Here is a 21937-nt window from a genome sequence, read left to right as displayed (position 1 = left end):
CCGGGGCTGCGCACGGCCCGCGTTCGGGCGGGTGCCCTACGGTTGGCCGCCATGGACGGATGGCGGAACCCCGCGCGGTGGGCGCGGACCGGACGGTGGCTGCTGCTGCCGATCGCGGTGCTCGACTGGGTGGCCCTCGCGCCGCAGACCATCGTCGTGCTCGCGTTCCTGATCGCCGTCGTCGGGCTCGCCGGGATGGCAGCCGCGCTCGTCGTGCACATGCTCGGGCGCTCCCGCGGGGTGATGGCGCTGCTCGGTGTCGTCCTGCTGCTCGGCGGGCTCGTGGTGTTCGGCCTCGACCCGTTCCCCAGCTCGTTCCCGCTGATCGACGCGTGGTGGCCCGAGTCGATCACGCAACCGCAGGTGGTCGGCAGTGCCTACTGGCAGCTCGCCGGCCTCGGCATCGAGCTCGCGGGCTTCGGACTGCTGGCCACGCTGCTCGTCGTCGCGCTCACCGGCGCACCGCGATCACGGCAGGACCGCTTCCGCTCCTGACCGCGGCGCACGACTGCAGCGGCAGCGGCAGCGGCAGCGGCGTCGTCGTCGTCGTCGTCGGACGGTGTTCAGCGCCGCCCGAGCACGACCAGCGTCACGTCGTGGGCTGCGCCGGCCGGCGCCAGGGCGCGGACCCGTTCGACGACCGCGGCACCGGTCGGCTCGGCAGCGACCAGGGCGGCCAGATCGTCGAGGTGGCCGATCCCCTCGAGCGCCAGGACGCCCTCGGTGCACACCACGAGCCGGTCGCCCGCCGCCAGGTCGAGCGTGGCGGGGGACCGCGGCACGGACTCCGGCTGCAGGCCGAGCGGCAGGTCGAGCGAGTGCAGCGCCCGGCTGGTGCCGTCGGCGCGGACGAGCACCGCGAGGCCGTGGCCGGCGTCCCCGAAGACGACGTGCCCCGACGTCGGGTCGAGCCGCAGGTGGAAGAGCGAGCCGACGGCGTCCGCAGCGGACAGGTCGGCGGTGATCTGGGCCTCCAGGCCGCCGATCGCGTCCTGCATGGCGGTCTCGGTGCGTGCGACGACGGCACCGCGGACCGCGGAGGCCAGCAGGCCGGACGCGCGTCCGGCCGCCGCGACGCTGCCCATGGTGACGTGCAGCGCACCGTCGGTGGCGAGTCGCCAGTCGGCGACGTCCCCGCCGCCGTCCTCCGTGCGGAGCACCAGGGTGTCGAGGTCGTGTCCGGGGACCTCGACGGGTCCGGGGACCAGGCCCTCGAGCACGCGGGTCACCCGATCGCGGTCGATCGCGTGGCCGAGTTCGCGCTCCGCCCACCGTGCGAGGTCACGCAGCAGGTCGAGGTCGGCCGCCGACAGCTCGCGCGGGGTCGCGTCCATGATGCAGAGCGTGCCGACACGGGTGCCGTCGAGCATCGACAACGGGGCTCCGGCGTAGAACCGGATGCCCTGCTCCGTGACCGCCGCCAGGTCGCGGAACCGGGGGTCCAGCAGCGCGTCCGGCACCACCATCGGCTCGTTCGTGAGCACCGTCGTCGAGCAGAAGACCTGCTCCGCCGGGGCGCTCCCGCCCTGCCGCCAGCCCTGCGTCGACTGCGCCGTCACGACGTTGCCGTGCACCAGGTTCAGGAACGTCAGCGGGACCCCGAACGCCTCTTGGGTCATGCGGGTGATGCGGTCGAACCGCTCCTCCGGGCCACTGCCGAGGACACCGAGTGCCTCGACGACGGCGGTCCGGTGCGCGGCGGGGTCCAGCTGGGTCATGCGCCCTGTCTACCCGCACCCTCCGTCAGGAACCAGTCCCGCGGGTGCTGGTCGGCCGTCAACTCGCGTCGCTCGGACACCGGAGCGGCCCACGCCGCCGCGTTCGACAGCACGCGCTGGATGTCCGGGTGGTGGTAGACGGGGTACTCCTGGTCACCGGGGGAGAAGTAGAAGACCTTCCCCAGACCGCGGCGGTAGGCGACCCCGGACCGGAAGACCTCGCCGCCGGCGAAGGTCGACAGGAAGACCTCTTCGTCGGGGCGCGGGATGTCGAAGAACTCGCCGTACATCTCCTGCCGGTCGATCACGATCGGGTGCGGCACCCCGGCGGCGATCGGGTGCTCCGGCGCGATCGTCCAGACGAGCTCGCGTTCGCCGTCGTTCCGCCACTTCAGCGAGCAGGTGGTGCCCATCAGGCGCTTGAACGGCTTCGAGTAGTGCCCGGAGTGCAGCACCACCAGGCCCATGCCGGCGTGCACGGCGTCGACGACCAGGTCGACGACGGCGTCGCTGACCTCGTCGTGGGCGGCGTGGCCCCACCAGAACAGGACGTCGGTCGTGGCCAGGCGCTCGGCGGTGATGCCGTGGTCGGGCTCCTGCAGCGTGGCGGTGCTCACGGTGGCGTCGGGGTGGTGCTCGCGGAGCGCTGCCGCGATCACGGTGTGCATGCCGTCGGGGTAGTGCCCGACGACCGTCGCGTCACCGCGGGTCTCGTGCACGTTCTCGTTCCAGACGACGATGTTCAGGGGACGGTTCTCGGTCGGCACTGACATGGCTCCAACGCTAGCCTCCCCGGGCGTCGAATCGATACGACCACCGGAGTGTCGGGGGTTTCCCGGGACACGTCCGCGACGATGTGGGCATGACTCCCCGCTCCCTGTTCCGTGCCGCCGCGGTCGCCGAACTCGTGACCTGGACCATGCTCATCGCCGGGATGGTGCTCAAGTACGGCCTGGACGCCGGCGACTGGGGCGTCCGGATCGGCGGCGGGGTGCACGGCTTCGTGTTCCTGGCGTACCTCGTCGTGACGACCGTCGTCGCGGTCAACCAGCGCTGGACCCTCGGGGCACTCGTACTCGGCTGGGCGAGTGCCGTCGTGCCGTACGCCACGGTGCCGTTCGAGGTCGCGGTCGCCCGACGCGGCATGCTCGAGGGCCCGTGGCGCCGCTCACCCGACGCGCGCTCGGGCTTCTGGGACCGTCTGCTGTTCTTCGTGGTGCGTCGCCCCGCAGTCGCGGTCGTCATCGGGGTCGTGGCGGTCGCTCTGGTCTTCGTGGTGCTGCTGGCGGCGGGCCCGCCCCGCGTGACTTCGTGAGCAGAAATGGTCGGGTTCGTGATGCGGACCCGACCATTTCTGCTCACGATGCGCGGCCCTGGTCGCGACCACTGACGGACGGGAGGCCCGGTGCCAGCTGGCACCGGGCCTCCCGTCCGTCAGGTGCGTGCGTCTAGAGCGCGGCGAGCGTCGCGTTCAACGTGGCGGACGGGCGCATGACCGCGCTCGTCTTGGCGTCATCCGGGCGGTAGTAGCCGCCGATGTCGGCCGGGTGGCCCTGCACGCCGTTCAGCTCCTCGACGATCTGCTGCTCCTGCGCGTCGAGCTTGCCCGCGATCTCGGCGAACGACGCTGCGAGCTCGGTGTCCGTCGTCTGCGCCGCGAGCTCTTCGGCCCAGTACTTGGCCAGGTAGAAGTGGCTGCCGCGGTTGTCGATCGAGCCGAGCTTGCGGCCCGGGGACTTGTCCTGCTCGAGGAAGGTCCCGGTGGCACGGTCGAGCGTCTCACCGAGGACCTTCGCCCGCTCGTTGCCCGTCACGCCGGCGAGGTGCTCGAGGCTGACCGCCAGGGCGAGGAACTCGCCGAGGCTGTCCCAGCGCAGGTAGTTCTGCTGCACGAGCTGCTGGACGTGCTTCGGGGCGGAGCCACCGGCACCGGTCTCGAACAGGCCGCCGCCACCGAGCAGCGGGACGACGGAGAGCATCTTCGCCGAGGTGCCGAGCTCCATGATCGGGAACAGGTCGGTCAGGTAGTCGCGCAGCACGTTGCCCGTGACGGAGATGGTGTCCTCGCCGCGGCGGATGCGCTCGAGCGAGAAACGCATGGCGTCCTCCGGCGAGAGGATCTCGATCTGCAGGCCCTCGGTGTCGAGCTCGCCCAGGTACTGGCGGACCAGACCGATCAGGTTCGCGTCGTGCGCCCGGGTCTCGTCGAGCCAGAACACGGCCGGGGTCTCCGAGGCGCGAGCACGGGTGACCGCGAGCTTGACCCAGTCGCGGATGGCGATGTCCTTGGTCTGGCAGGCGCGCCAGATGTCACCGGGCTCGACGTCGTGCTCGATGACGACGTCACCGGCGGCGTTCGTCACGCGGACGGCACCGGCGCCGGGGACCTCGAAGGTCTTGTCGTGCGAGCCGTACTCCTCGGCCTTCAGCGCCATGAGCCCGACGTTGGGCACGGAGCCCATCGTCGCCGGGTCGAAGGCACCGTTGACGCGGCAGTCGTCGATCACGGTCTGGTAGATGCCGGCGTAGCTCGAGTCCGGGATCACGGCGAGGGTGTCGTGCTCGTCGCCGTCCGGGCCCCACATGTGGCCGGAGGTGCGGATCATCGCGGGCATCGAGGCGTCCACGATGACGTCGCTCGGGACGTGCAGGTTCGTGATCCCCTTGTCCGAGTCGACCATCGCCAGCTCGGGGCCCGCGGCGATGCCGTCGGTGAAGGCCTGCTTGATCTCCGCGCCGTTCGGCAGGGCGTCGAGCCCCGCGAGGATCGAGCCGAGACCGTCGTTCGGGGTGAGCCCGGCGGCGGCCAGGTCGGCACCGAAGCGCTCGAACACCGACGGGAAGAACGCCTTGATGACGTGGCCGAAGATGATCGGGTCGGAGACCTTCATCATCGTCGCCTTGAGGTGCACGGAGAACAGGATGTCCTCGGCTGCGGCGCGCTGGATCTGGTCCTGCAGGAAGGCCTCGAGTGCGGCGACGTGCAGCACGGTGCCGTCGACGACCTCGCCCTGCACGACGGGGATCGACTGCTTGAGGACCTGGGTCTCGCCGCCCTCGGCGACGAACGTGATCGTCAGGACGTCGTCGGCGGGGGCGATCCAGGACTTCTCGTTCGAGCGGAAGTCGTCGACGCCCATCGTGACGACGTTCGTCTTCGAGTCGCCGCTCCACGCACCCATGCGGTGCGGGTGCTTCCGGGCGTAGTTCTTGACGGACAGGGGAGCGCGGCGGTCGGAGTTGCCCTCGCGCAGCACGGGGTTGACGGCGCTGCCCTGGACGCGGCCGTAGCGGGCGCGGGCGTCGCGCTCCTCGTCCGTCGTGGGCTCGTCCGGGTAGTCGGGCAGGTCGTAGCCCTGCGACTGCAGTTCCTTGATCGCGACCTTGAGCTGCGGGATCGACGCCGAGATGTTCGGCAGCTTGATGATGTTCGCTTCGGGGGTCTTCGCGAGCTCGCCGAGCTCGGCCAGGGCATCGTCCACGCGCTGCTCGTCGGTGAGCCGCTCCGGGAACTGGGCGATGATCCGGCCGGCGAGCGAGATGTCGCGGGTCTCGACGTCGACACCAGCGGTGCCGGCGAAGGCCTGGATGACCGGGAGGAAGGAGTGGGTGGCGAGGAACGGCGCCTCGTCCGTGAGGGTGTAGATGATCTTGGCCATGCTGGCGGGTACTCCCTTGTTCGACCGTCGGTACGTCCACGCTACTCGTGGTGCGGGATGTCTCGACATCAAGATACATGGTCCGGCCTGCGTCCGGCAGGTACTCGGCAGACGTCCTGGAGGCGCACTGTCGGCTCATAGGAACGCTCGGTGGACTGGTCTTCCGCAGTTCCAGAGCCGCAGGAGGGCGATCATGGCGACGACACGTGAGACACCGGAGGACTTCGGGTGGACCGCGGAGGACCTCCGCTCGGCCTACGCCTCGGACGGCAGCGGCCCGTACCGGTACGCGCCGGACGGCTCGGGGCCGTTCTCGTACGACGTCGACGGTTCCGGACCGTGGCTCGTCGGGCCGGAACCGCGCCGGGGGCTGGCACGGTTCGCCCCGCGTGACCGCGGTGGACGCTCCCGACTCCGCCGCATCGGCACAGCGGTGAGCGCCGGGGCGCTGGCGCTCGTGCTCGCCGTCGGCAGCGTCGCGGTCGTCGCCCACGCCGCCCCTCCACACCCTTCGGTCCAGGCGGGGTCTCTCCACAGCGGTGAGCCCGACAGGACCTGATCGCGCGGACGGTGCCACGCTGGACCGGTGACCGAACTCCTCGTGGTCGGCGTCATCGCCGTCATCGCCATCGCGGGTGCCGCCGTGCTCGGGCCCCGCATCGGGGTCGCGGCGCCACTCGTGCTCGTCGCCGTCGGGGTCGTCGCGAGCCTGCTGCCCTTCATCCCGAACGCGGAGATCGAGCCCGAGTGGATCCTCGCCGGAGTCCTGCCGCCGCTGTTGTACTCGTCGGCGGTGTCGATGCCGTCGATGAACTTCCGGCGCGAGTTCGGTGCCATCAGTGGGCTGTCGGTGCTGCTCGTCGTCGCGAGCAGCCTCGTGCTCGGGCTCTTCTTCGCCTGGGTGGTCCCGGGCCTCGGCTTCTGGTGGGGGATCGCCCTCGGTGCGATCGTGAGTCCCACCGACGCCGTCGCGACGTCGATCGTCAAGCAGACCTCGGTGTCGCGCCGGGCGATCTCGATCCTCGACGGTGAATCGCTCCTCAACGACGCCACCGCACTGGTGCTCCTGCGGACGGCCATCGTGGCCGCTGCCGCGTCGTTCTCGTTCTGGGGAGCGCTCGGCGACTTCGCGGGCGCCGTGGCCATCGCGGTGGTCATCGGCTGGTTCGTCGGCTGGCTGAACGTGTTCGTGCGCTCCCGGGTGCCGAGCGCAGCGGTGAACACGGCGCTGTCCTTCGCGGTGCCGTTCGTCGCCGCGGTACCGACCGAGCACTTCGGCGGGTCAGGACTCGTCGCCGCTGTCGTCGCGGGGCTGTTCACCGGCATCGTCGGACCGCGCAAGCTCCCGCCGGGGCACCGACTGTCCGACGCGCAGAACTGGCAGACCATCGAGCTCGTGCTCGAGGGCGCGGTGTTCCTGACGATGGGGCTCGAACTCGCGACGATCCTCCGCGACGTGCAGGAGGACCACTCCGGCATCGGCCCGGCGCTGCTCATCGCCGTCGGCGCCCTCGTGCTCACCGTGCTCGTCCGGACCGCGTACGTCGTGCCGCTCCTGTTCGCGCTGTCGGCGGCCGCCAAGCGCGGTGAGCGGATGCAGGACCGCTTCGCCGAGATGCACGCCGGCGACCGCGACGCGATGAGCGAGGTGATCCGCGAGCACCGACCGGGCAACCGGGCGCCGTCGGAGCGCGAACTCGACCGGTTCACGACACGCGTCCGGCGAACCCTGGCGGACATCGCGTACTACACGACGGCACCGCTGGGCTGGCGCGAGGGCACGGCGGTGGTCTGGGCGGGCATGCGCGGCGCGGTGACCGTCGCGGCGGCGCAGACCCTGCCGACGGACACTCCGGAACGGTCGCTCCTGGTGTTCGTCGCGTTCGCGGTGGCCCTGCTCTCGCTCGTCGTGCAGGGCAGCACGATCGGCCCGCTGCTCCGTCGGATCGCCGCACCGGTGCCGGACACCGCCGCGAAGGACACCGAGGAACGCGGGCGGTTGCTGGAACTCATGCGGACCGCGGCGGAGCAGGTCCCCGGTACCAGCGAAGCCGGCCCCCGGACGCGCGAGGAACTGGAGGCAGCCGATCCGGCGGAACTCCGCGCGTGGATGGGCCGCGAGAAGGCGCGGCGGCTCGCCGTGCTCGAGGCACAACGCGCCGCGATCCTCGACGCCCGCGACGACGGCACCTTCGACGCCGAGGTGCTCGAGTCGATGCTGCAGAACCTCGACGCCGAGCAGATCGCCCTCGAACTCCGCGGGGCGCCTGCCCGCTGACGACGGCCAGGCCGGTCAGGTGCCGATCGAGACGCGGAACACCCGGACGCCGGCCGCCCGGAGTGCTGCGAGCCCGAGCCGCATCCGCATGCTGCGGAACGGCCGCTCGAACCCCGACGGCGCCGATGCGGCGTCGATCTGGTGGAGCACCTCGGACGTCAGGGTGCGCTCGACCTTGGGCGCGAGCCGTGTCAGTCCCGAGACCGTCACCACGATCCGGACGGCGTGCGGCACGAGCAGCGGGTCGATGAGCTCAGCGGCCGCCTGCGCACGGTGGAACGCGGGGTCGTCACCGGGGCGCCGGATCGCGATGACCGCGAGTTCGGCGTCCCAGGTCTCCTCGGGGTCCGGCAGGTCGTCGACCCCGATGACCCGCATGCGTGCGGCGTCGATGCCCGCGCGCACCGCGGCAGCGCGGAGCACGGGCAGGAGTTCCTGGGTGCCGGCGAGCACGACGTCGGCGGTGCCGAGGTCGACCTGCGCGGGCCGCTCTCGCGGCGATCGGGCCATGGTGCGGGTCCTTCCGTCGCTTTCCCACGACGCTACCGATGTCGGACGGCCGGGGGACGTCGGGGCCCGCGGTGATCAGGTGCCTCCCAGCCCCGCGGTAACGAAAAGATCACGGTGGGGCCTGTACAAAGCGACAGAGTCGTGCAGAATGGTGGGCGGCCATGACGACTGCACCCGAACTCGACCAGCACCCGGAGACCCCGGTGGTGCACCTGTCCCGTCGCGCTGCCCTCGAGGCGGAGCGCGCCGCAGCCCGGAAGCCCCAGCGCCGAGCGGACAAGCCGGAGAAGCCCGCCAAGGTCGCGAAGCCCGCCAAGGTCGCGAAGCCCGCCAAGGTCGCGAAGCCCGTCGGCCGCCGCGCCACCGCAGCCCGCGCGACGACCGAACACGTCGACACCCGCATCACGCGCGTGGTCCGCCGCCCCGCTGCCACCGTGACGAGCGTCACGAAGGCCCCACGGGCCTCCCGGTCCGGTCGTGCCGGACGGATCACCCTGACCAGCGCGGCTGCGGCGATCGCGATGTTCGCCGCCTCGGCGATGCCCGCCCACGCCAGCGCCGGCACCTCGATGGCGACCTCGACCATCGCGCCGATCGTGCGCACCCAGGACTACGCGGTCACCCAGGCGGTCACCGCGACCGGGCTCGACCGCGACGGGTTCACCGTCGGCGGCGGCACGACGCGCCGGATCGTCACCACCGGCGGCACGGCCGACACGAGTGGCATCGCGGGCGAAGCCGTCTCGTACGGCGGCGCGGTCCGCTCCCCGTTCCCCGGCCCGGTGCAGATGAGCTCGGGCTTCGGCTACCGCTCGGCACCGTGCGGCGCGTGCTCCTCCCTGCACCAGGGACTCGACTTCACGCCCGGCATGGGCACGGCCATCGGTGCCGTCGCCGCGGGCACCGTCCGGATCTCGGGCACGTACTTCTCGTACGGCAACGCCGTGATCATCGACCACGAGATCGACGGCCGCCAGGTGTCGACGCTCTACGGGCACATGATCCCGGGGTCGTCGCCGCTCAAGGTCGGCGACCAGGTCGAGGCTGGCGAGTTCATCGGACTCGTCGGTTCCTCCGGCGTCTCGACCGGTGCGCACCTGCACCTCGAGGTCCTGATGGACGGCGTGACCCCGATCGACCCCGAGGCGTGGCTCGAAGCCCGCATCGGCCGCTCACTGACGACGTAGCCCCCGACACCACCCACCCCGGACGCACAGCAGACGTCGAGCGCTGGTGGGGTGACGTCACAGCTGCCCTGTGCAGACTCACAGGCATGGACGATCACCACAGACCGCCCGCCCGTCGTCGATCCGAGGAAGCTGCCCGCTGATGGGCGCCGACACCTGGATCGCCTTCGGGCTCGTCATCCTCTTCGTGCTCGTCGGCGGAGTGTTCGCCGCCGCCGAGATCGCACTCGTCTCGCTCCGTGAGTCGCAGCTGCAGCAACTCGAACGCCGGGGCTCCCGTGGCTTGCGGGTCGCCGAACTCGGGCGTGACCCGAACCGGTTCCTCGCGGCCGTGCAGATCGGCGTGACCGTCGCCGGGTTCTTCTCCGCCGCGTACGGCGCCTCGTCGATCGCGCCCGACGTCGCACCCGTGTTCACCGGGCTCGGGCTCGGCCAGGGAGCTGCCGAGACGGTCGCTCTCGTGCTGATGACCCTCGTCATCGCCTACCTGTCGCTCGTGTTCGGCGAGCTCGTGCCGAAGCGACTCGCCCTGCAGCGGGCCGAGGGCTTCTCGATGCTCGTCGCACCGACCCTCGACCGCTTCGCGACCCTGATGCGCCCGGTGATCTGGGTGCTGTCGGCCTCGACGAACCTGGTCGTCCGCGCACTCGGTGGCGACCCGTACGCCCGCAGCGAGTCGATGAGCACCGAGGAGCTCCGCGGCCTCGTCGACGAGCACACCGGCGTCGACGAGCAGGGCCGCCGGATCGCCCGGAGTGCGCTGGACGCCGGTGACCGGATCCTGCGCGAGTCGATGCGCCCCTGGTACGACGTGTCCACGATCGACGCCGCGCTGACCATCGCCGAGGCCACCGACCACGCGATCGAGGTCGGGCACACCCGGTACCTCGTGACCTCCGGCGGACGCGACGAGGTCGACGGCTTCGTGCACCTCCGCGACCTGCTCCGTCCGAGCGCCCCGTCCGCACCGGTGTCGACCCTGGTACGCCCGGTGCTCGCACTGCCGGAGACGAAGTCGCTGTCGAGCGCGATCGCGGACATGCGGACCGACGGGCACCAGATCGCCCTGGTGGTGGACGAGTACGGCGGCAGTGCGGGCATGGTCACGCTCGAGGCGCTGCTCGAGGACCTCGTCGGCCGAATTCGCGACGAGTACGACGAACCCACGGCCGAGCACGACGGCGTGGACGGGTCCACGGTGCTCGAGGACCTCGTCGCCGACGGCGGTCCGGCGCTGCCCGACGGTGACTACGAGACCGTCGGCGGCCTCGTCCAGGTCCACCTGGACCGCGTGCCGGAGGTCGGCGACGTCGTCGCCGCCGGCGGACACCGCCTCGAGGTGACCGCCATGGACGGTCACCGCGTGGCGCGCGTCCGGATCACGGCCGACGTCACGCTCTGAACTCCGCGCAGCTGACCGGGAGGCCCGTGGCGGCGCCGCCACGGGCCTCCCGTCCGCCCGGCGGGTACCGCCAGTGCCTGCCGGACGGACAGCGCCGCCACGTACGCTCTCCCCATGGGTATCGACGTGCGCAACGAGATCCGCGACTTCCTGTCCTCCCGGCGAGCGCGGCTCACCCCCGAGCAGGTCGGCATGCCGTCGTTCGGCGGCGGGGTCCGACGCGTCCCCGGGCTGCGACGGCACGAGGTCGCGATGCTCGCCGGCGTGAGCGTCGACTACTACACACGGCTCGAGCGTGGATCGCTCAAGGGGGTCTCGGACAGCGTGCTCGAGGGCCTCGCGAGCGCCCTGCAGCTCGACGAGGACGAGCGCGTCCACCTGTGGGACCTCACCCGACTGGCGAACTCCGGCGTCAAGACGATGCACCGCACCGTCCCCACGCGGGTCCGCCCCGGCGTCCAGCGCCTGCTCGACGCCATCACCGGCGCGCCTGCCTGGGTGCGGAACGAACGCGGTGACGTCGTCGCGACGAACGAGCTCGGTCGCGCGCTGTACTCGCCGATGTTCGCCGGCCCGGGGCGTCCCGTGAACACCGCACGCTTCACGTTCCTCGACCCCGCTGCCCGAGACTTCTTCCCGGACTGGGCGCAGACCGCGAAGGACGCCGTCGCCGTGCTCCGGGCGGCTGCGGTGTCGAACCCGTGCGAGCCCGGACTCATCACCCTGGTCGGGGAGCTCTCCACCCGCAGCGAGGAGTTCCGCGGCTGGTGGGCAGCACACGACGTCCGGCTGCAGCGCGCCGGTGGGAAGCGCATCGACCACCCGATCGTCGGCGAGCTGCGCCTGGCGTACGAGGCGCTCGACCTGGTCGCCGACCCCGGCCTGACCCTGTTCACGTACTCGGCCGAGCCGGGCAGCGAGTCCGAGCGGTCGCTGGCCCTGCTCGGCACCTGGGCCGCGACGGAACGGGCCGAGCAGTACGCGGCCCTGCGCGCGGCGGAGTCCGAGTCCGAGTCGGTCGACTGAACCGCTGGTCGGCCCGGCGCACGGTTCGTAGGCTGGGGCCGTGACGAGGACGACGGACGGATCAGCGGGGGACGCCGACTACGCCCGCATCGGGCAGGACTACCGGCAGTACCGGCGCCCCGAACCGACATTCGCCCGGGCGATCGCGAAGGCCCTCGGCGACGCCCGCACCGTCCTCAACGTGGGTGCCGGTGCCGGATCCTACGAGCCGACCGATCGCGACGTCACGGCGGTCGAACCCTCGGCGTCGATGCGCGCCCAACGGCCGGACACCCTGTCGAGGGCGATCGACGCCACCGCCGAGGACCTGCCCTTCGACGACGACACGTTCGACGCCGCGATGACGACGTTCTCGGTGCACCAGTGGGGCGACCTCGAGCGCGGGCTGGCCGAGCTGCGCCGGGTGACCCGGGGTCCGGTCGTGATCCTGACGTGCGACCCGGCCCGCGTCGAGGACTTCTGGCTCGCCGAGTACGCACCCGAGGTGATGGCGACCGAGGCCCGGCGCTACCCCGCGCTCGACCGCATCGCCGCCGCACTGGGCGACGACACCGTCACGAACACCCCGCTGCCGATCCCGTTCACGTGCGTCGACGGCTTCTCCGAGGCGTACTACGCCCGGCCGGAGCGCCTGCTCGACCCGGGCGCCCGGAAGGCGAACTCGGCGTGGAGCTTCGTCGACGAGCTCACCGCACGGCGGTCGGTGGCCGCCCTCCGCACCGCGCTCGACTCCGGCGAGTGGGACCGGCGGCACGGGGCGCTGCGGATCCGGCCGACCTACGAGGGCGCCCTCGTCCTGGTGACGGCCGTCCCCACCGCTTGACACGTCGACGTAGGCTGGTCGCGTGAGCTTCCAGGAGGTGGTCGGCGCCCGTAACGCCGGCATCAGGGCGTGAGGCCCCCGGTCGTGCCCGCAGGCACGGCCGCCCTCGTCGAACCCTGACCTCCTTCCGCCCGGTGCGGTGTGCGTCCGCACGCCCCGGGCCCGCTCGAAAGCGATGCACCATGCTCCCCATCACGGAGAAGACCCTCCGCACGTCCTTCGTCAACGCCTCCCGCAAGGAGACGACCGACATCACGCTGCCCGCCGACTTCGAGACGATCGACTGGGACGCCCTCGACTTCCTGGGCTGGCGCGACCCGAAGATCGGTCGGCGTGCGTACGCCGTCGTACCGACGCTCGAGGGAACGCTCGTCGGCATCGTGTTCCGGCAGGCCGAGGCCTCGTCGCGCTCGCGGGCCCAGTGCTCGTGGTGCCAGGACGTGAAGCTGCCGAACGACGTCGTGTTCTACAGCGCGAAGCGGTCCGGCAAGGCGGGGCGGAACGGCGACACCGTCGGCACGCTCGTCTGCCAGGACTTCCAGTGCTCGCGGAACGTCCGGAAGCTGCCGCCGCCCGCCTACGAGGGCTACGACGTCGAGGCCGCGCGCCTGCGGCGCATCGAGGACCTGCAGCTGCGCGCAGCGTCCTTCGCCACGGAGGTCTGAGCCGCCGAGGTCTGAGCCGCCGGCGTCTCGCGTCCGCAACGCGACGGACGGCGGACGGGAGGCGCGGGGCGGGGCCGCCACGGGCCTCCCGTCCGGCAGACGCGACCGTTTCAGGGCCGCGGGTCGCGTTGCGGGGGAAACCGCCCGGTAACGCGGGTGAAACGGTCGTTCCGTAGCCTCGCCACATGGACCTCGGCGACCTCGACGACGCGACCGCCCCCGACGCCGCGGCGGTGATCCGGAGCTGGGCCGACGTGCCCGCCTGGGTCGACGCCCTGGTGGCCGCGCGCCCCTTCGGCTCGGTGCCGGCGCTGCTCGACCGGGCACGTGCCGAGTCGGCGTCGTGGGGTGGGCCGGAACTCGACCACGCCCTCGCGCAGCACCCGCGGATCGGGGAGCGGACGACCGATGCCTCGTCCGCCCGCGAACAGTCGTCGATGCGCACCGCCGGCGACGAGGTGGCCGGCCGGATCGCCGACGGCAACGTCGCGTACGAGCAACGGTTCGGGCGGGTGTTCCTGGTGCGGGCCGCCGGTCGGACCCCCGAGGAGCTGCTGGCCGAGCTCGACCGGCGCCTCGCGGGCGACCCGGCGGTCGAGACGCGCGAGGCCGCCGCTGCCCTGGCCGACATCGCCCTGCACCGCATCCGTGCGACCTTCGCCGTGCCGCACCTGACCACGCACGTGCTCGACGCCACCACCGGCACCCCGGCGGTCGGCGTCGGCCTGACGCTCAGCACCGTGGACGGTGACGTCGTCGCGACCGGCTCGACCGATACCGACGGCCGTGCGGCACTCGGCCCCGACGTGCTCGCGCGCACCGACCACGTGCTGCGCTTCGACACCGGCCCGTACTTCGCCGCCGCCGGTGTGCCGACCTTCCACCCGTTCGTGACCGTGGCGTTCCGCGTCACGGGAACCGAGCACCTGCACGTCCCGCTGCTGCTGAGCCCCTTCGCCTACAGCACCTACCGAGGGAGTTGACCGCCATGTCGGAGACCACCGTCCACCTGGGACCGAACAAGTACGGCAAGGCCGAGAACCGCCTGGTGCGGGTGACCCGGCACGGGGACCGGCACGAGATCGCCGACCTGACCGTGACGTCGCAGCTCATCGGCGAGGCGTTCGCCGGGTCGTTCACCAGCGGCGACAACTCCCGGATCGTCGCGACGGACACCCAGAAGAACACCGTGTTCGCCCTGGCGAAGGAGCACGGCGTCGGAGCTCCGGAGGACTTCCTCGCCCTGCTCGCCGACCAGTTCACGAGCGAGTTCGACTGGGTCGAGGGCGGGCTCTGGCAGGCGGAGGTGCACCCGTGGGAACGCATCACGGTCGACGGACAACCGCACGACCACTCGTTCCGCCGCACCGGCACCGGGACCCGTCTGGCGACGGTGCACGTCGAGGGCGGCGAGCGCCACGTCACCGGCGGCGTCAAGGACCTGGTCGTCCTGAAGTCGACCGGCTCCGAGTTCCACGGGTTCCCGCGGTCGCGGTTCACGACCCTGCCGGAGACGACGGACCGGATCATGGCGACCGAGGTCACGGCGCGGTGGCGGTACCTGCCGTCCGCCGTCGAGGCCGGGATCGACTACGACCACCTGTACGAGGAAGTCGTCGCCGTGATGCTCGAGCAGTTCGCCACGGTGCACTCGCTCGCCCTGCAGCAGACGCTGTGGGAGATGGGGCGGGCGGCGATCGAACTGCGGCCCGAACTCGCCGAGGTGCGGTTCGCGATGCCGAACAAGCACCACTTCGTCGTGGACCTGTCGCCGTTCGACCTGGCGAACGAGAACGAGGTGTTCATCGCGGCCGACCGTCCCTACGGGCTGATCGAGGGGACGGTCGTCCGCGACGGCGTGGCCGAGGCGCCCCGAGCGTGGGAGCACCTGCCCGCCTTCGTCTAGGCCGAGGGCTCCTCGCGCGGCAGCGCGATCGGCGCCGTCGACCGCACCCCGTCGTACGAACCGACCGCCGGGTCCTCGCCGTACCGCTCGGCCACGGAACGCGACCCGAGCAGCAGGTTGAGCAGGATCGCCGCGACGGCACCGGCCGAGATCCCCGAGTCGAAGACCAGCGTGAACCAGGTCGGGAACTGCCCGTAGATCTCCGGGGCGACGGTCGGCAGCAGCGCGATGCCGAGCGGCAGCGCCACCACGAGCACGTTCCGGTTGTCGAACCGCACCTTCGACAGCGTCCTGATGCCCGACGCCGCGACCATGCCGAACAGCGCGACACCGGCACCGCCGAGCACCGCGTGCGGGATCGCCTCGACCACCGCGGCCACCTTCGGCACCAGCCCGAGCACCACGAGGATGCCGCCGGCCGCCGTCGCCACGTACCGGGAGCGAACGCCGGTCAGTGCGACGAGCCCGACGTTCTGCGCGAACGCCGTGTACGGGAACGTGTTGAACACCCCGCCGACGACGGTGCCGAGTCCGTCAGCGCGCAGACCGTCGGCGAGCGTGCGCTTCGACACGGGACGCCCGGTGACCTCGCCGACCGCGATCATGTCGCCGGTGGTCTCGGTCATGATCACGAGCCCGACGACGAGCATCGACACGATCGAGGCGAGGTCGAACGTCGGCAGCCCGAAGTGGAACGGCGTGACGAAGGCGAACCAGCCCGCGTCGCCGATGCCCGACCCGTCGACCATGCCGGGGACGAACAGCGCCACGACCGTGCCGAGCAGCAGTCCGGACAGCACCGAGACCCGGGCGAGCCCGCGCGGGGCGAACCGTTCGACCAGGACGATCGCGAGCAGGACCCCGGCGGCGAACGCGACGTCGAGCGGGTCGGCAGCACCGTCCTTGCCGCCGTCGGTGACCCAGCCGGCGGCGACGCTCATGAGCGACAGACCGATGATCAGGATGACCGTGCCGGTGACGATCGGTGGGAACAGCCGGACGAGCTGCGCGAACCACGGCGCGACGACCACCATGAACACGCCGCACGCGATCGTCGCCCCGTAGACGGCGGTGATGCCGTGCTCGGTGCCGATCGCGATCATCGGGCCGACGGCGGCGAAGGTGACGCCCTGCACGAGCGGCAGCCGGACCCCGAACCGCCAGAAGCCGACGGACTGCACGATCGTGGCGAGGCCCGCGACGAACAGGTCGGCGCTGATGAGGAACGCCAGGTCGGCGCTGTCGAAGCCGAGGGCCCCACCGACGATGAGCGGCACGGCGATCGCGCCCGCGTACATCGCGAGCACGTGCTGCAGGCCGAGCGGCAGGAGCCTGGCGAGCGGTGGGACGGAGTCGACGCCGTCCTCGGTCGGTGTCGCGCGCGGTGTCTTCGTGGTCGTCATGGCGTCCCCTTCGAGCGGTGGTTTCCCTGTGCTCCGGACGCTATGCACCCCGTGTTTCCCCGGGATGACGGGCGTGGGTCGCGTCGGTCACCGGACCAGCGCCCGAAACGCACGCCGAGACGGCCGGGAGGCCCGTGGCGGATCCGCCACGGGCCTCCCGGCCGTCATCCGGTTGCGTCAGCGACCGATGGTCGACATGTCGGGGTAGCGGTCGCCGGTCGGGACCGGGAGCGCCGACAGGCGCGTGACCTGGTCCGCGGTGAGGGTCAGGTCGGCGGCACCGACGTTCTCCTCGAGGCGCGACACGCGCTTCGTGCCCGGGATCGGCACGACGTCGTCGCCCTGGGCGAGCAGCCAAGCGAGGGAGACCTGGGCCGGGGTGGCTTCGGCCTCTGCAGCGATCTTCTTGACGGCGTCGACGATGCGCATGTTCTGCGCGAACGCTTCCTCTTGGAAGCGCGGGTTCGCCAGGCGGAAGTCGTCGGAGTCCAGGTCGGACGGCTTCGTGATCGCACCGGTCAGGAATCCGCGGCCGAGCGGCGAGTACGGCACCAGTCCGATGCCGAGCTCGCGCAGGGTGTCGAGCACCGCACCCTCGGGGTCGCGCGTCCACAGCGAGTACTCGCTCTGCAGGGCGGTGATCGGGTGGACCGCGTGGGCCTTCCGGATCGTCTCCGGACCGGCCTCGGACAGGCCGATGTGCCGGATCTTGCCCTCCTGCACGAAGCCGGCGAGCTGCCCGATGACGTCCTCGATCGGGACGGCCGGGTCGACGCGGTGCTGGTAGTACAGGTCGATGTGGTCGGTGCCGAGGCGCCGCAGGGACCCCTCGAGGGCCTCGCGCACGGACTCCGGTGCGGAGCTGATGCCGCGGCCGGTAGCGGGCGTCTCCTCACCGGCGGTGTGGGTGATGAGACCGAACTTCGTCGCGATCACAACGTCGTCGCGGCGGTCGGCGAGGGCCCGGCGGAGCAGGTCCTCGTTCGTGTAGGGGCCGTACGCCTCGGCCGTGTCGAACAGGGTGACGCCGAGGTCGATCGCGCGGTGGATGGTGCGGATCGACTCCGCGTCGTCGGTGCCGGCGCCCGTGTAGAAGGCGCTCATGCCCATGGTGCCGAGGCCGACGGGTCCGACCTCGAGGTCTGCGAGCTTGCGTGTTTGCATGGTGCAGGTCTACTCCGGGAGCACCGCTCGGAGGAAGGCACTGCCTGTGCCGGTCAGACACGGGCACCGTTCGTGTGGATCCTCCAAGGTCCACGCGGGGCAGCGCGGCCTTCTGGTGTGATCGGGGCGTGAACCTGTACTTCCGGCTGTTCCTGTTGCGCCTGCGTGTCCGGCTCCGCCCGACGACGGGTGGACGGCGGCCGTCGCTCTGGGACGAGGCACGCACACCGTTCCGCGTGACCCTGACCGACCTGGACCCGCTGCGGCACGTCAACAACGGGAAGTACCTGTCGATGCTCGACCTCGGGCGGCTCGACCTGATGCTGCGGTCGGGGTTCTGGGGCGCGATCGCGGAGCGCGGCTGGTACCCGGTCGTCTCGGCGCAGACCATCACGTACAAGCGGTCCCTGACGCTCGGGCAGCGGTTCGAGCTCGTGACCCGGGTGCTCGGCGTCGACGACCGGGCCGTGTACCTGGAGCAGACGTTCGTCCGTCGCGGAGCCGTCGTCGCCCGTGCCGTCGTGCAGGCGCGGTTCCTGCGCCGCGCCGGCGGGACGGTCCCGATGGCGGACCTGCTCGACGCCGTCGGCGGAGCACCGGCCGACCGTGAACTGCCCGCGTGGGTGCACGGGTGGGCTGGTGCCGTCCGGATCAGCAGCACCGCCTGACGGTCACGGAACGGCGACAGATCCCGGCTCCGTTGGATGGCATCGCACCGCCGGCGCTACGCTGCGAGCACGGGGTGGATGCCCCGGACGGAAGGGGAACGTCATGGTCGTCATGTGGATCGTCATCGGAGTGGTCGTGGCCGTCGCCGCGCTGCTCACCGTGCTCGAGGTGCAGAACCGCCGTCGTGCGAAGCGCCTCGCCCACCTCGAACCCGTCGACCCGACCCTCGGAGCCCGATCCCTCGCCGACGCCGAAGCGGCGCACTCGATGACCGAGGGCCTCGCGAAGTCTGCACACCCCGGCATCACCGGTGCCAGCGGGGGACTCGCCGGCTCGTGAGCCGCACGTCGACCCGGCGCGCCCTGCTCGCCGGGGGCGTCGGACTCGGGCTCGCCGGGGTCCTGGCGGCGTGCAGCCGGCCGGGTCCCGCTCCGTCGGGTTCGCCGCGACCGACTTCCAGCGGCTCCGCCGAGCCGACGAGCACACCGACACCCGGTGGCCCCGACTCGTGGGACGCCCTCGCCGCCGCGGTCTCCGGCACGGTGCTCCGGTCCGGGTCGAACGGGTGGGACAGCGCCCGCGTGCTCGAGAACCCGCGGTACGACGACGCCGACCCGCAGGGCATCCTGCGCGTCGCCGGGGCTCCGGACGTGCAGGCCGGTCTCGCGTTCGCGCGGAACACCCGCACCCCCGTCGCACTGCGCGCGGGCGGGCACTCGTACACGGGCTGGTCGGCCGGCGGCGCACCCGGGACCGACGTCCCGCGGTCGCTCGTGATCAGCACGCAGGACCTCGACGGCATCGAACTGCACGACGACGACACCGTCACGATCGGCCCGGGTGCGCAGCTCGGGGACGTCTACGCCGCGCTCGCGAAGGCCGGACGGGCGATCGGCGCCGGCTCCTGTCCGACCGTCGGCATCGGCGGGCTCACCCTCGGCGGTGGGGTCGGCGTGCTCGTCCGCTCGTTCGGGCTGACCTGCGACCAGCTCACCGGCGTGACGCTCGTCACTCCGGACGGCGCCGTGCACGAGGTCTCGACGTCCAGCGAACCGGACCTGTTCTGGGCCTGCCGCGGTGGGGGCGGTGGAACCGTCGGCGTCGTGACCGCACTGACGTACCGGACGCAGGCCGCGCCTCCCGTCCTGCTCTTCACCATCACGTTCGCGTGGTCGGCCGCCGCTGCCGTGGTGCGCGCCTGGCAGGACTGGGCGCCCACCGCCGACCCGAAGCTGTGGTCGACGCTCAAGCTGCTGAACGGCAGTCGGCACACCGCCCCGACGGTCACCGTGACCGGCGTGTGGACCGGATCGAAGACCGGCGCCGACACCTCCGTCGACGGTTTCATCGCCGCCACCGGTGCGAAGCCCCTCGCCCACACCGGGCAGGTGCTCACCTACGGCGCCGCGATGTCCGCGCTGGCGGGGAAGCCGCAGCGGGTGTCCGAGGCAGCGACGTCGTCGATCGGATCGGCGAAGCTCACCGACGCGCAGATCGACGTGCTCGTCGCCCGGGCGGCCGCGGCGGGCGACGTCGACGGCAACCTCGAGGGCGGGGTCGCGCTCGACGCCCTCGGCGGCGTCGTGGCTGACATCGGCCGGACCGATTCGGCGTTCCCGTGGCGGTCCGCGCTCATGACAGTGCAGTACACCGCGGTCTTCGCCGACGGCGCGGACCCTGCACCGTTCGACGCGTACGTGCGGGGGTTCCGACGGGCCATGCGGCCGGCGTGGGGCGACGCGGCGTACGCGAACTACTGCGACGCGGCGATCACGGACCCGTCGGCGTACTTCGGGGACAACACCTCGCGTCTGCACCGCATCGCCGAACAGGCGGACCCGACGGGCGTGCTCGACCAGCCGAACTGGGTCTGACGCACGGTCCGGGTTTCGGCCCCAGCGACACTTCACGCGTCCTGCACGCCGTGAACTGTCGCTCAGCGCGAAAGTCGACCGGGCCCAAGGCCGGCCGGCGGACCGTCCTACGATGACCGCATGGACATCGTCGACCTGGTGCTGCCGGACGTCGCTGCCTGGCGCGCCTGGCTCGACGCGCACGAGGGTGACGCGGACGGGGTGTGGCTCGTGCTCGCGAAGAAGGGCGTCACCGAGCCGACGACCCTGACCTACGACACCGCCCTCGACGAGGCACTGTGCTCGGGCTGGATCGACGGGCAGCGGCGTGGGCGGGACGACACGACCTACCGCCAGCGGTTCACCCCGCGGCGGAAGGCCTCACTCTGGTCGCAGCGCAACCTCGGGCTCGTGGCGACGCTCATCGCCGACGGCCGGATGCGCGAGCGCGGGCAGGCCGAGATCGACCGGGCGAAGGGCGACGGCCGGTGGGACCGCGCGTACGCCGGGCCGGCGACCGCCACCGTCCCCGAGGACCTGCAGGCCGCGCTCGACGCGTCACCCGCGGCAGCCGCCCTGTTCGCCGAGCTCGACGGCACGAACCGGTACGCCGTGCTGCACCGGATCACGACCGCGCCGAGTGCGACCTCGCGGACGAACCGGCTGACCAAGCTCGTCGCAGGGCTGGAACGGGGTGAGACGCCGCACCCGCGTCCGGACCGGTCGGAGCGGCGGGGGACACCGACTCAGGGACCGGCAACGCCTCCGGCGTAGACCGGGGACATGACCACTGGCACCGACACCACGAACCGTCCGGCCGCCGCCTCCGGCACCTTCCGCATCGGGGGCGACCTCGAGGTCCACCGCCTCGGCTACGGCACCATGCAGCTCACCGGCCCCGGCGTCTGGGGACCTCCGAAGGACCACGACGAGGCCGTCCGCGTGCTGCAGCGCGCCGTCGAGCTCGGCGTGGACTTCTTCGACACCGCCGACTCGTACGGCCCGTACGTCGCCGAGGAGCTCCTGCACGAGGCGCTCCACCCCTACGGGGACGACGTCGTCATCGCGACGAAGGCCGGACTCACCCGGACCGGCCCGAACGAGTGGCCGCCGGTCGGCCGTCCGGAGTACCTGCGTCAGGAGGCCGAGATGAGCCTCCGCCGTCTGGGCCTCGAGCGCATCGACCTGTTCCAGCTGCACCGCATCGACCCGAAGGTCCCGCTCGAGGACCAGGTCGGCGAGCTGAAGAAGCTGCAGGACGAGGGCAAGATCCGGCACATCGGCCTGTCCGAGGTGTCGGTCGACGACGTCAAGGCTGCCCAGGAGATCGCGACGATCGTCTCCGTGCAGAACCTGTACAACCTGCAGAAGCGCGACGCCGAAGAGCTCCTCGACTGGTCGACCGAGCAGGGCATCGCGTTCATCCCGTGGTTCCCGCTCGCGACCGGCGGGCTGACCGGCGAGGACTCCCCGCTCACCGAGATCGCGTCGCGGAAGGGTGCGTCCCCGGCGCAGCTCGCCCTCGCGTGGCTGCTCAAGCGCTCGCCCGTCGTGCTCCCGATCCCGGGTACCTCGAGCGTCTCGCACCTGGAGGACAACCTGCAGGGCGCGACCATCGAGCTGACCGACGACGAGTTCGAGGAACTGTCGAAGCTGGGTTCCTGACCCGGGGTC

General features: G+C 71.9%; 22 protein-coding genes. 16 read left to right on the top strand and 6 right to left on the bottom strand.

Translation table 11 applies throughout. The annotated features are described in order from the left end of the window. The first annotated feature begins 51 nt into the window (after nt 1–51). Nucleotides 52–495 carry a hypothetical protein gene (locus EDF23_RS05130; protein WP_131920918.1) on the top strand — a complete coding sequence of 148 codons (444 nt, stop codon included), beginning with the start codon at nt 52–54 and terminating at the stop codon, nt 493–495. Between the two features lie 68 nt (nt 496–563). On the opposite strand, the gene EDF23_RS05125 is transcribed toward EDF23_RS05130, so the two are convergent. Together EDF23_RS05125 and EDF23_RS05120 are read right to left on the bottom strand one after the other, a co-directional pair. Further along, entirely contained in the window at nt 564–1718 is a 1155-nt protein-coding gene (locus EDF23_RS05125; protein WP_131920916.1) for a GAF domain-containing protein, read from the bottom strand. After that, a complete protein-coding gene (locus EDF23_RS05120; RefSeq protein ID WP_243648815.1) occupies nt 1715–2491 on the bottom strand; it encodes a ThuA domain-containing protein in 777 nt (258 codons plus the stop codon). The genes EDF23_RS05125 and EDF23_RS05120 overlap by 4 nt, the downstream gene beginning before the upstream one ends. An 89-nt stretch (nt 2492–2580) precedes the next feature. On the opposite strand from EDF23_RS05120, the gene EDF23_RS05115 reads away from it, so the two are divergent. Further along, a complete protein-coding gene (locus tag EDF23_RS05115; RefSeq protein WP_131877800.1) occupies nt 2581–3033 on the top strand; it encodes a DUF3817 domain-containing protein in 453 nt (150 codons plus the stop codon). Nucleotides 3034–3166: 133 nt separating this feature from the next. On the opposite strand, the gene EDF23_RS05110 is transcribed toward EDF23_RS05115, so the two are convergent. After that, nucleotides 3167–5377 carry an NADP-dependent isocitrate dehydrogenase gene (locus EDF23_RS05110; RefSeq protein ID WP_131920914.1) on the bottom strand — a complete coding sequence of 737 codons (2211 nt, stop codon included), beginning with the start codon at nt 5375–5377 and terminating at the stop codon, nt 3167–3169. 193 nt (nt 5378–5570) lie between these two features. Here EDF23_RS05110 and EDF23_RS05105 point away from each other — a divergent pair, with 193 nt between their 5' ends. Together EDF23_RS05105 and EDF23_RS05100 are read left to right on the top strand one after the other, a co-directional pair. After that, nucleotides 5571–5936, top strand: a complete 366-nt coding sequence (locus tag EDF23_RS05105) for a hypothetical protein (RefSeq protein WP_131877802.1) — start codon at nt 5571–5573, stop codon at nt 5934–5936. Between the two features lie 27 nt (nt 5937–5963). Continuing rightward, entirely contained in the window at nt 5964–7655 is a 1692-nt protein-coding gene (locus EDF23_RS05100; protein ID WP_131877804.1) for a cation:proton antiporter, read from the top strand. A gap of 15 nt (nt 7656–7670) precedes the next feature. Here the strand turns inward: EDF23_RS05100 and EDF23_RS05095 are convergent, their stop codons facing one another. Then, nucleotides 7671–8165, bottom strand: coding sequence for a hypothetical protein (locus EDF23_RS05095; RefSeq protein ID WP_111083592.1), 495 nt, complete (start codon nt 8163–8165; stop codon nt 7671–7673). A 161-nt stretch (nt 8166–8326) separates the two neighbouring features. On the opposite strand from EDF23_RS05095, the gene EDF23_RS05090 reads away from it, so the two are divergent. The 7 genes from EDF23_RS05090 to pucL all read left to right on the top strand — a co-directional run bounded on the left by EDF23_RS05090 (nt 8327) and on the right by pucL (nt 15174). Further along, a complete protein-coding gene (locus EDF23_RS05090; RefSeq protein WP_131920912.1) occupies nt 8327–9352 on the top strand; it encodes a M23 family metallopeptidase in 1026 nt (341 codons plus the stop codon). A gap of 142 nt (nt 9353–9494) precedes the next feature. Continuing rightward, nucleotides 9495–10754 carry a hemolysin family protein gene (locus tag EDF23_RS05085; protein ID WP_131920910.1) on the top strand — a complete coding sequence of 420 codons (1260 nt, stop codon included), beginning with the start codon at nt 9495–9497 and terminating at the stop codon, nt 10752–10754. Between the two features lie 114 nt (nt 10755–10868). Beyond that, nucleotides 10869–11780, top strand: a complete 912-nt coding sequence (locus EDF23_RS05080; RefSeq protein WP_111083595.1) for a helix-turn-helix transcriptional regulator — start codon at nt 10869–10871, stop codon at nt 11778–11780. Between the two features lie 40 nt (nt 11781–11820). Further along, nucleotides 11821–12603 carry a class I SAM-dependent methyltransferase gene (locus EDF23_RS05075; protein ID WP_131920908.1) on the top strand — a complete coding sequence of 261 codons (783 nt, stop codon included), beginning with the start codon at nt 11821–11823 and terminating at the stop codon, nt 12601–12603. 182 nt (nt 12604–12785) lie between these two features. Next, nucleotides 12786–13268 (top strand): FBP domain-containing protein, encoded by a 483-nt coding sequence (locus EDF23_RS05070; protein WP_123293001.1) that lies wholly within the window; start codon nt 12786–12788, stop codon nt 13266–13268. Nucleotides 13269–13453: 185 nt separating this feature from the next. Continuing rightward, nucleotides 13454–14251, top strand: coding sequence for a 2-oxo-4-hydroxy-4-carboxy-5-ureidoimidazoline decarboxylase (uraD, locus tag EDF23_RS19775; RefSeq protein WP_131920906.1), 798 nt, complete (start codon nt 13454–13456; stop codon nt 14249–14251). Between the two features lie 5 nt (nt 14252–14256). Further along, complete coding sequence (pucL, locus tag EDF23_RS05060) at nt 14257–15174, top strand: factor-independent urate hydroxylase (RefSeq protein WP_131920904.1); 918 nt, start codon at nt 14257–14259, stop codon at nt 15172–15174. Here the strand turns inward: pucL and EDF23_RS05055 are convergent. Both EDF23_RS05055 and EDF23_RS05050 read right to left on the bottom strand, forming a co-directional pair. Then, the gene (locus EDF23_RS05055) at nt 15171–16577 is read right to left on the bottom strand and encodes a nucleobase:cation symporter-2 family protein (RefSeq protein ID WP_243648814.1); all 1407 of its coding nucleotides are present in this window, start codon (nt 16575–16577) and stop codon (nt 15171–15173) included. The genes pucL and EDF23_RS05055 overlap by 4 nt on opposite strands. 177 nt (nt 16578–16754) lie before the next feature. Further along, nucleotides 16755–17741: an aldo/keto reductase gene (locus tag EDF23_RS05050; protein ID WP_131920903.1), complete on the bottom strand. Its 987-nt coding sequence runs from the start codon at nt 17739–17741 to the stop codon at nt 16755–16757. 128 nt (nt 17742–17869) lie between these two features. On the opposite strand from EDF23_RS05050, the gene EDF23_RS05045 reads away from it, so the two are divergent. The 5 genes from EDF23_RS05045 to EDF23_RS05030 all read left to right on the top strand — a co-directional run bounded on the left by EDF23_RS05045 (nt 17870) and on the right by EDF23_RS05030 (nt 21928). After that, the gene (locus tag EDF23_RS05045; RefSeq protein ID WP_131920901.1) at nt 17870–18409 is read left to right on the top strand and encodes an acyl-CoA thioesterase; all 540 of its coding nucleotides are present in this window, start codon (nt 17870–17872) and stop codon (nt 18407–18409) included. A 103-nt stretch (nt 18410–18512) separates the two neighbouring features. Further along, complete coding sequence (locus tag EDF23_RS19115) at nt 18513–18749, top strand: hypothetical protein (protein ID WP_165901012.1); 237 nt, start codon at nt 18513–18515, stop codon at nt 18747–18749. Beyond that, nucleotides 18746–20284: an FAD-binding protein gene (locus EDF23_RS05040; RefSeq protein ID WP_165901011.1), complete on the top strand. Its 1539-nt coding sequence runs from the start codon at nt 18746–18748 to the stop codon at nt 20282–20284. The genes EDF23_RS19115 and EDF23_RS05040 overlap by 4 nt, the downstream gene beginning before the upstream one ends. A gap of 120 nt (nt 20285–20404) precedes the next feature. Beyond that, the gene (locus EDF23_RS05035) at nt 20405–21037 is read left to right on the top strand and encodes a YdeI/OmpD-associated family protein (protein ID WP_131920897.1); all 633 of its coding nucleotides are present in this window, start codon (nt 20405–20407) and stop codon (nt 21035–21037) included. 9 nt (nt 21038–21046) lie between these two features. Further along, on the top strand, nt 21047–21928 hold the full coding sequence (locus tag EDF23_RS05030) for an aldo/keto reductase (RefSeq protein ID WP_131920895.1): 882 nt from the start codon (nt 21047–21049) through the stop codon (nt 21926–21928). Nucleotides 21929–21937 lie beyond the last annotated feature (9 nt).

The sequence above is a fragment of the Curtobacterium sp. PhB128 genome (assembly GCF_004340725.1).
Taxonomy (GTDB): domain Bacteria; phylum Actinomycetota; class Actinomycetes; order Actinomycetales; family Microbacteriaceae; genus Curtobacterium.
The sequence above is the reverse complement of the archived record's forward strand: the minus strand, read 5'-3'. Positions and strand labels throughout refer to the sequence as shown.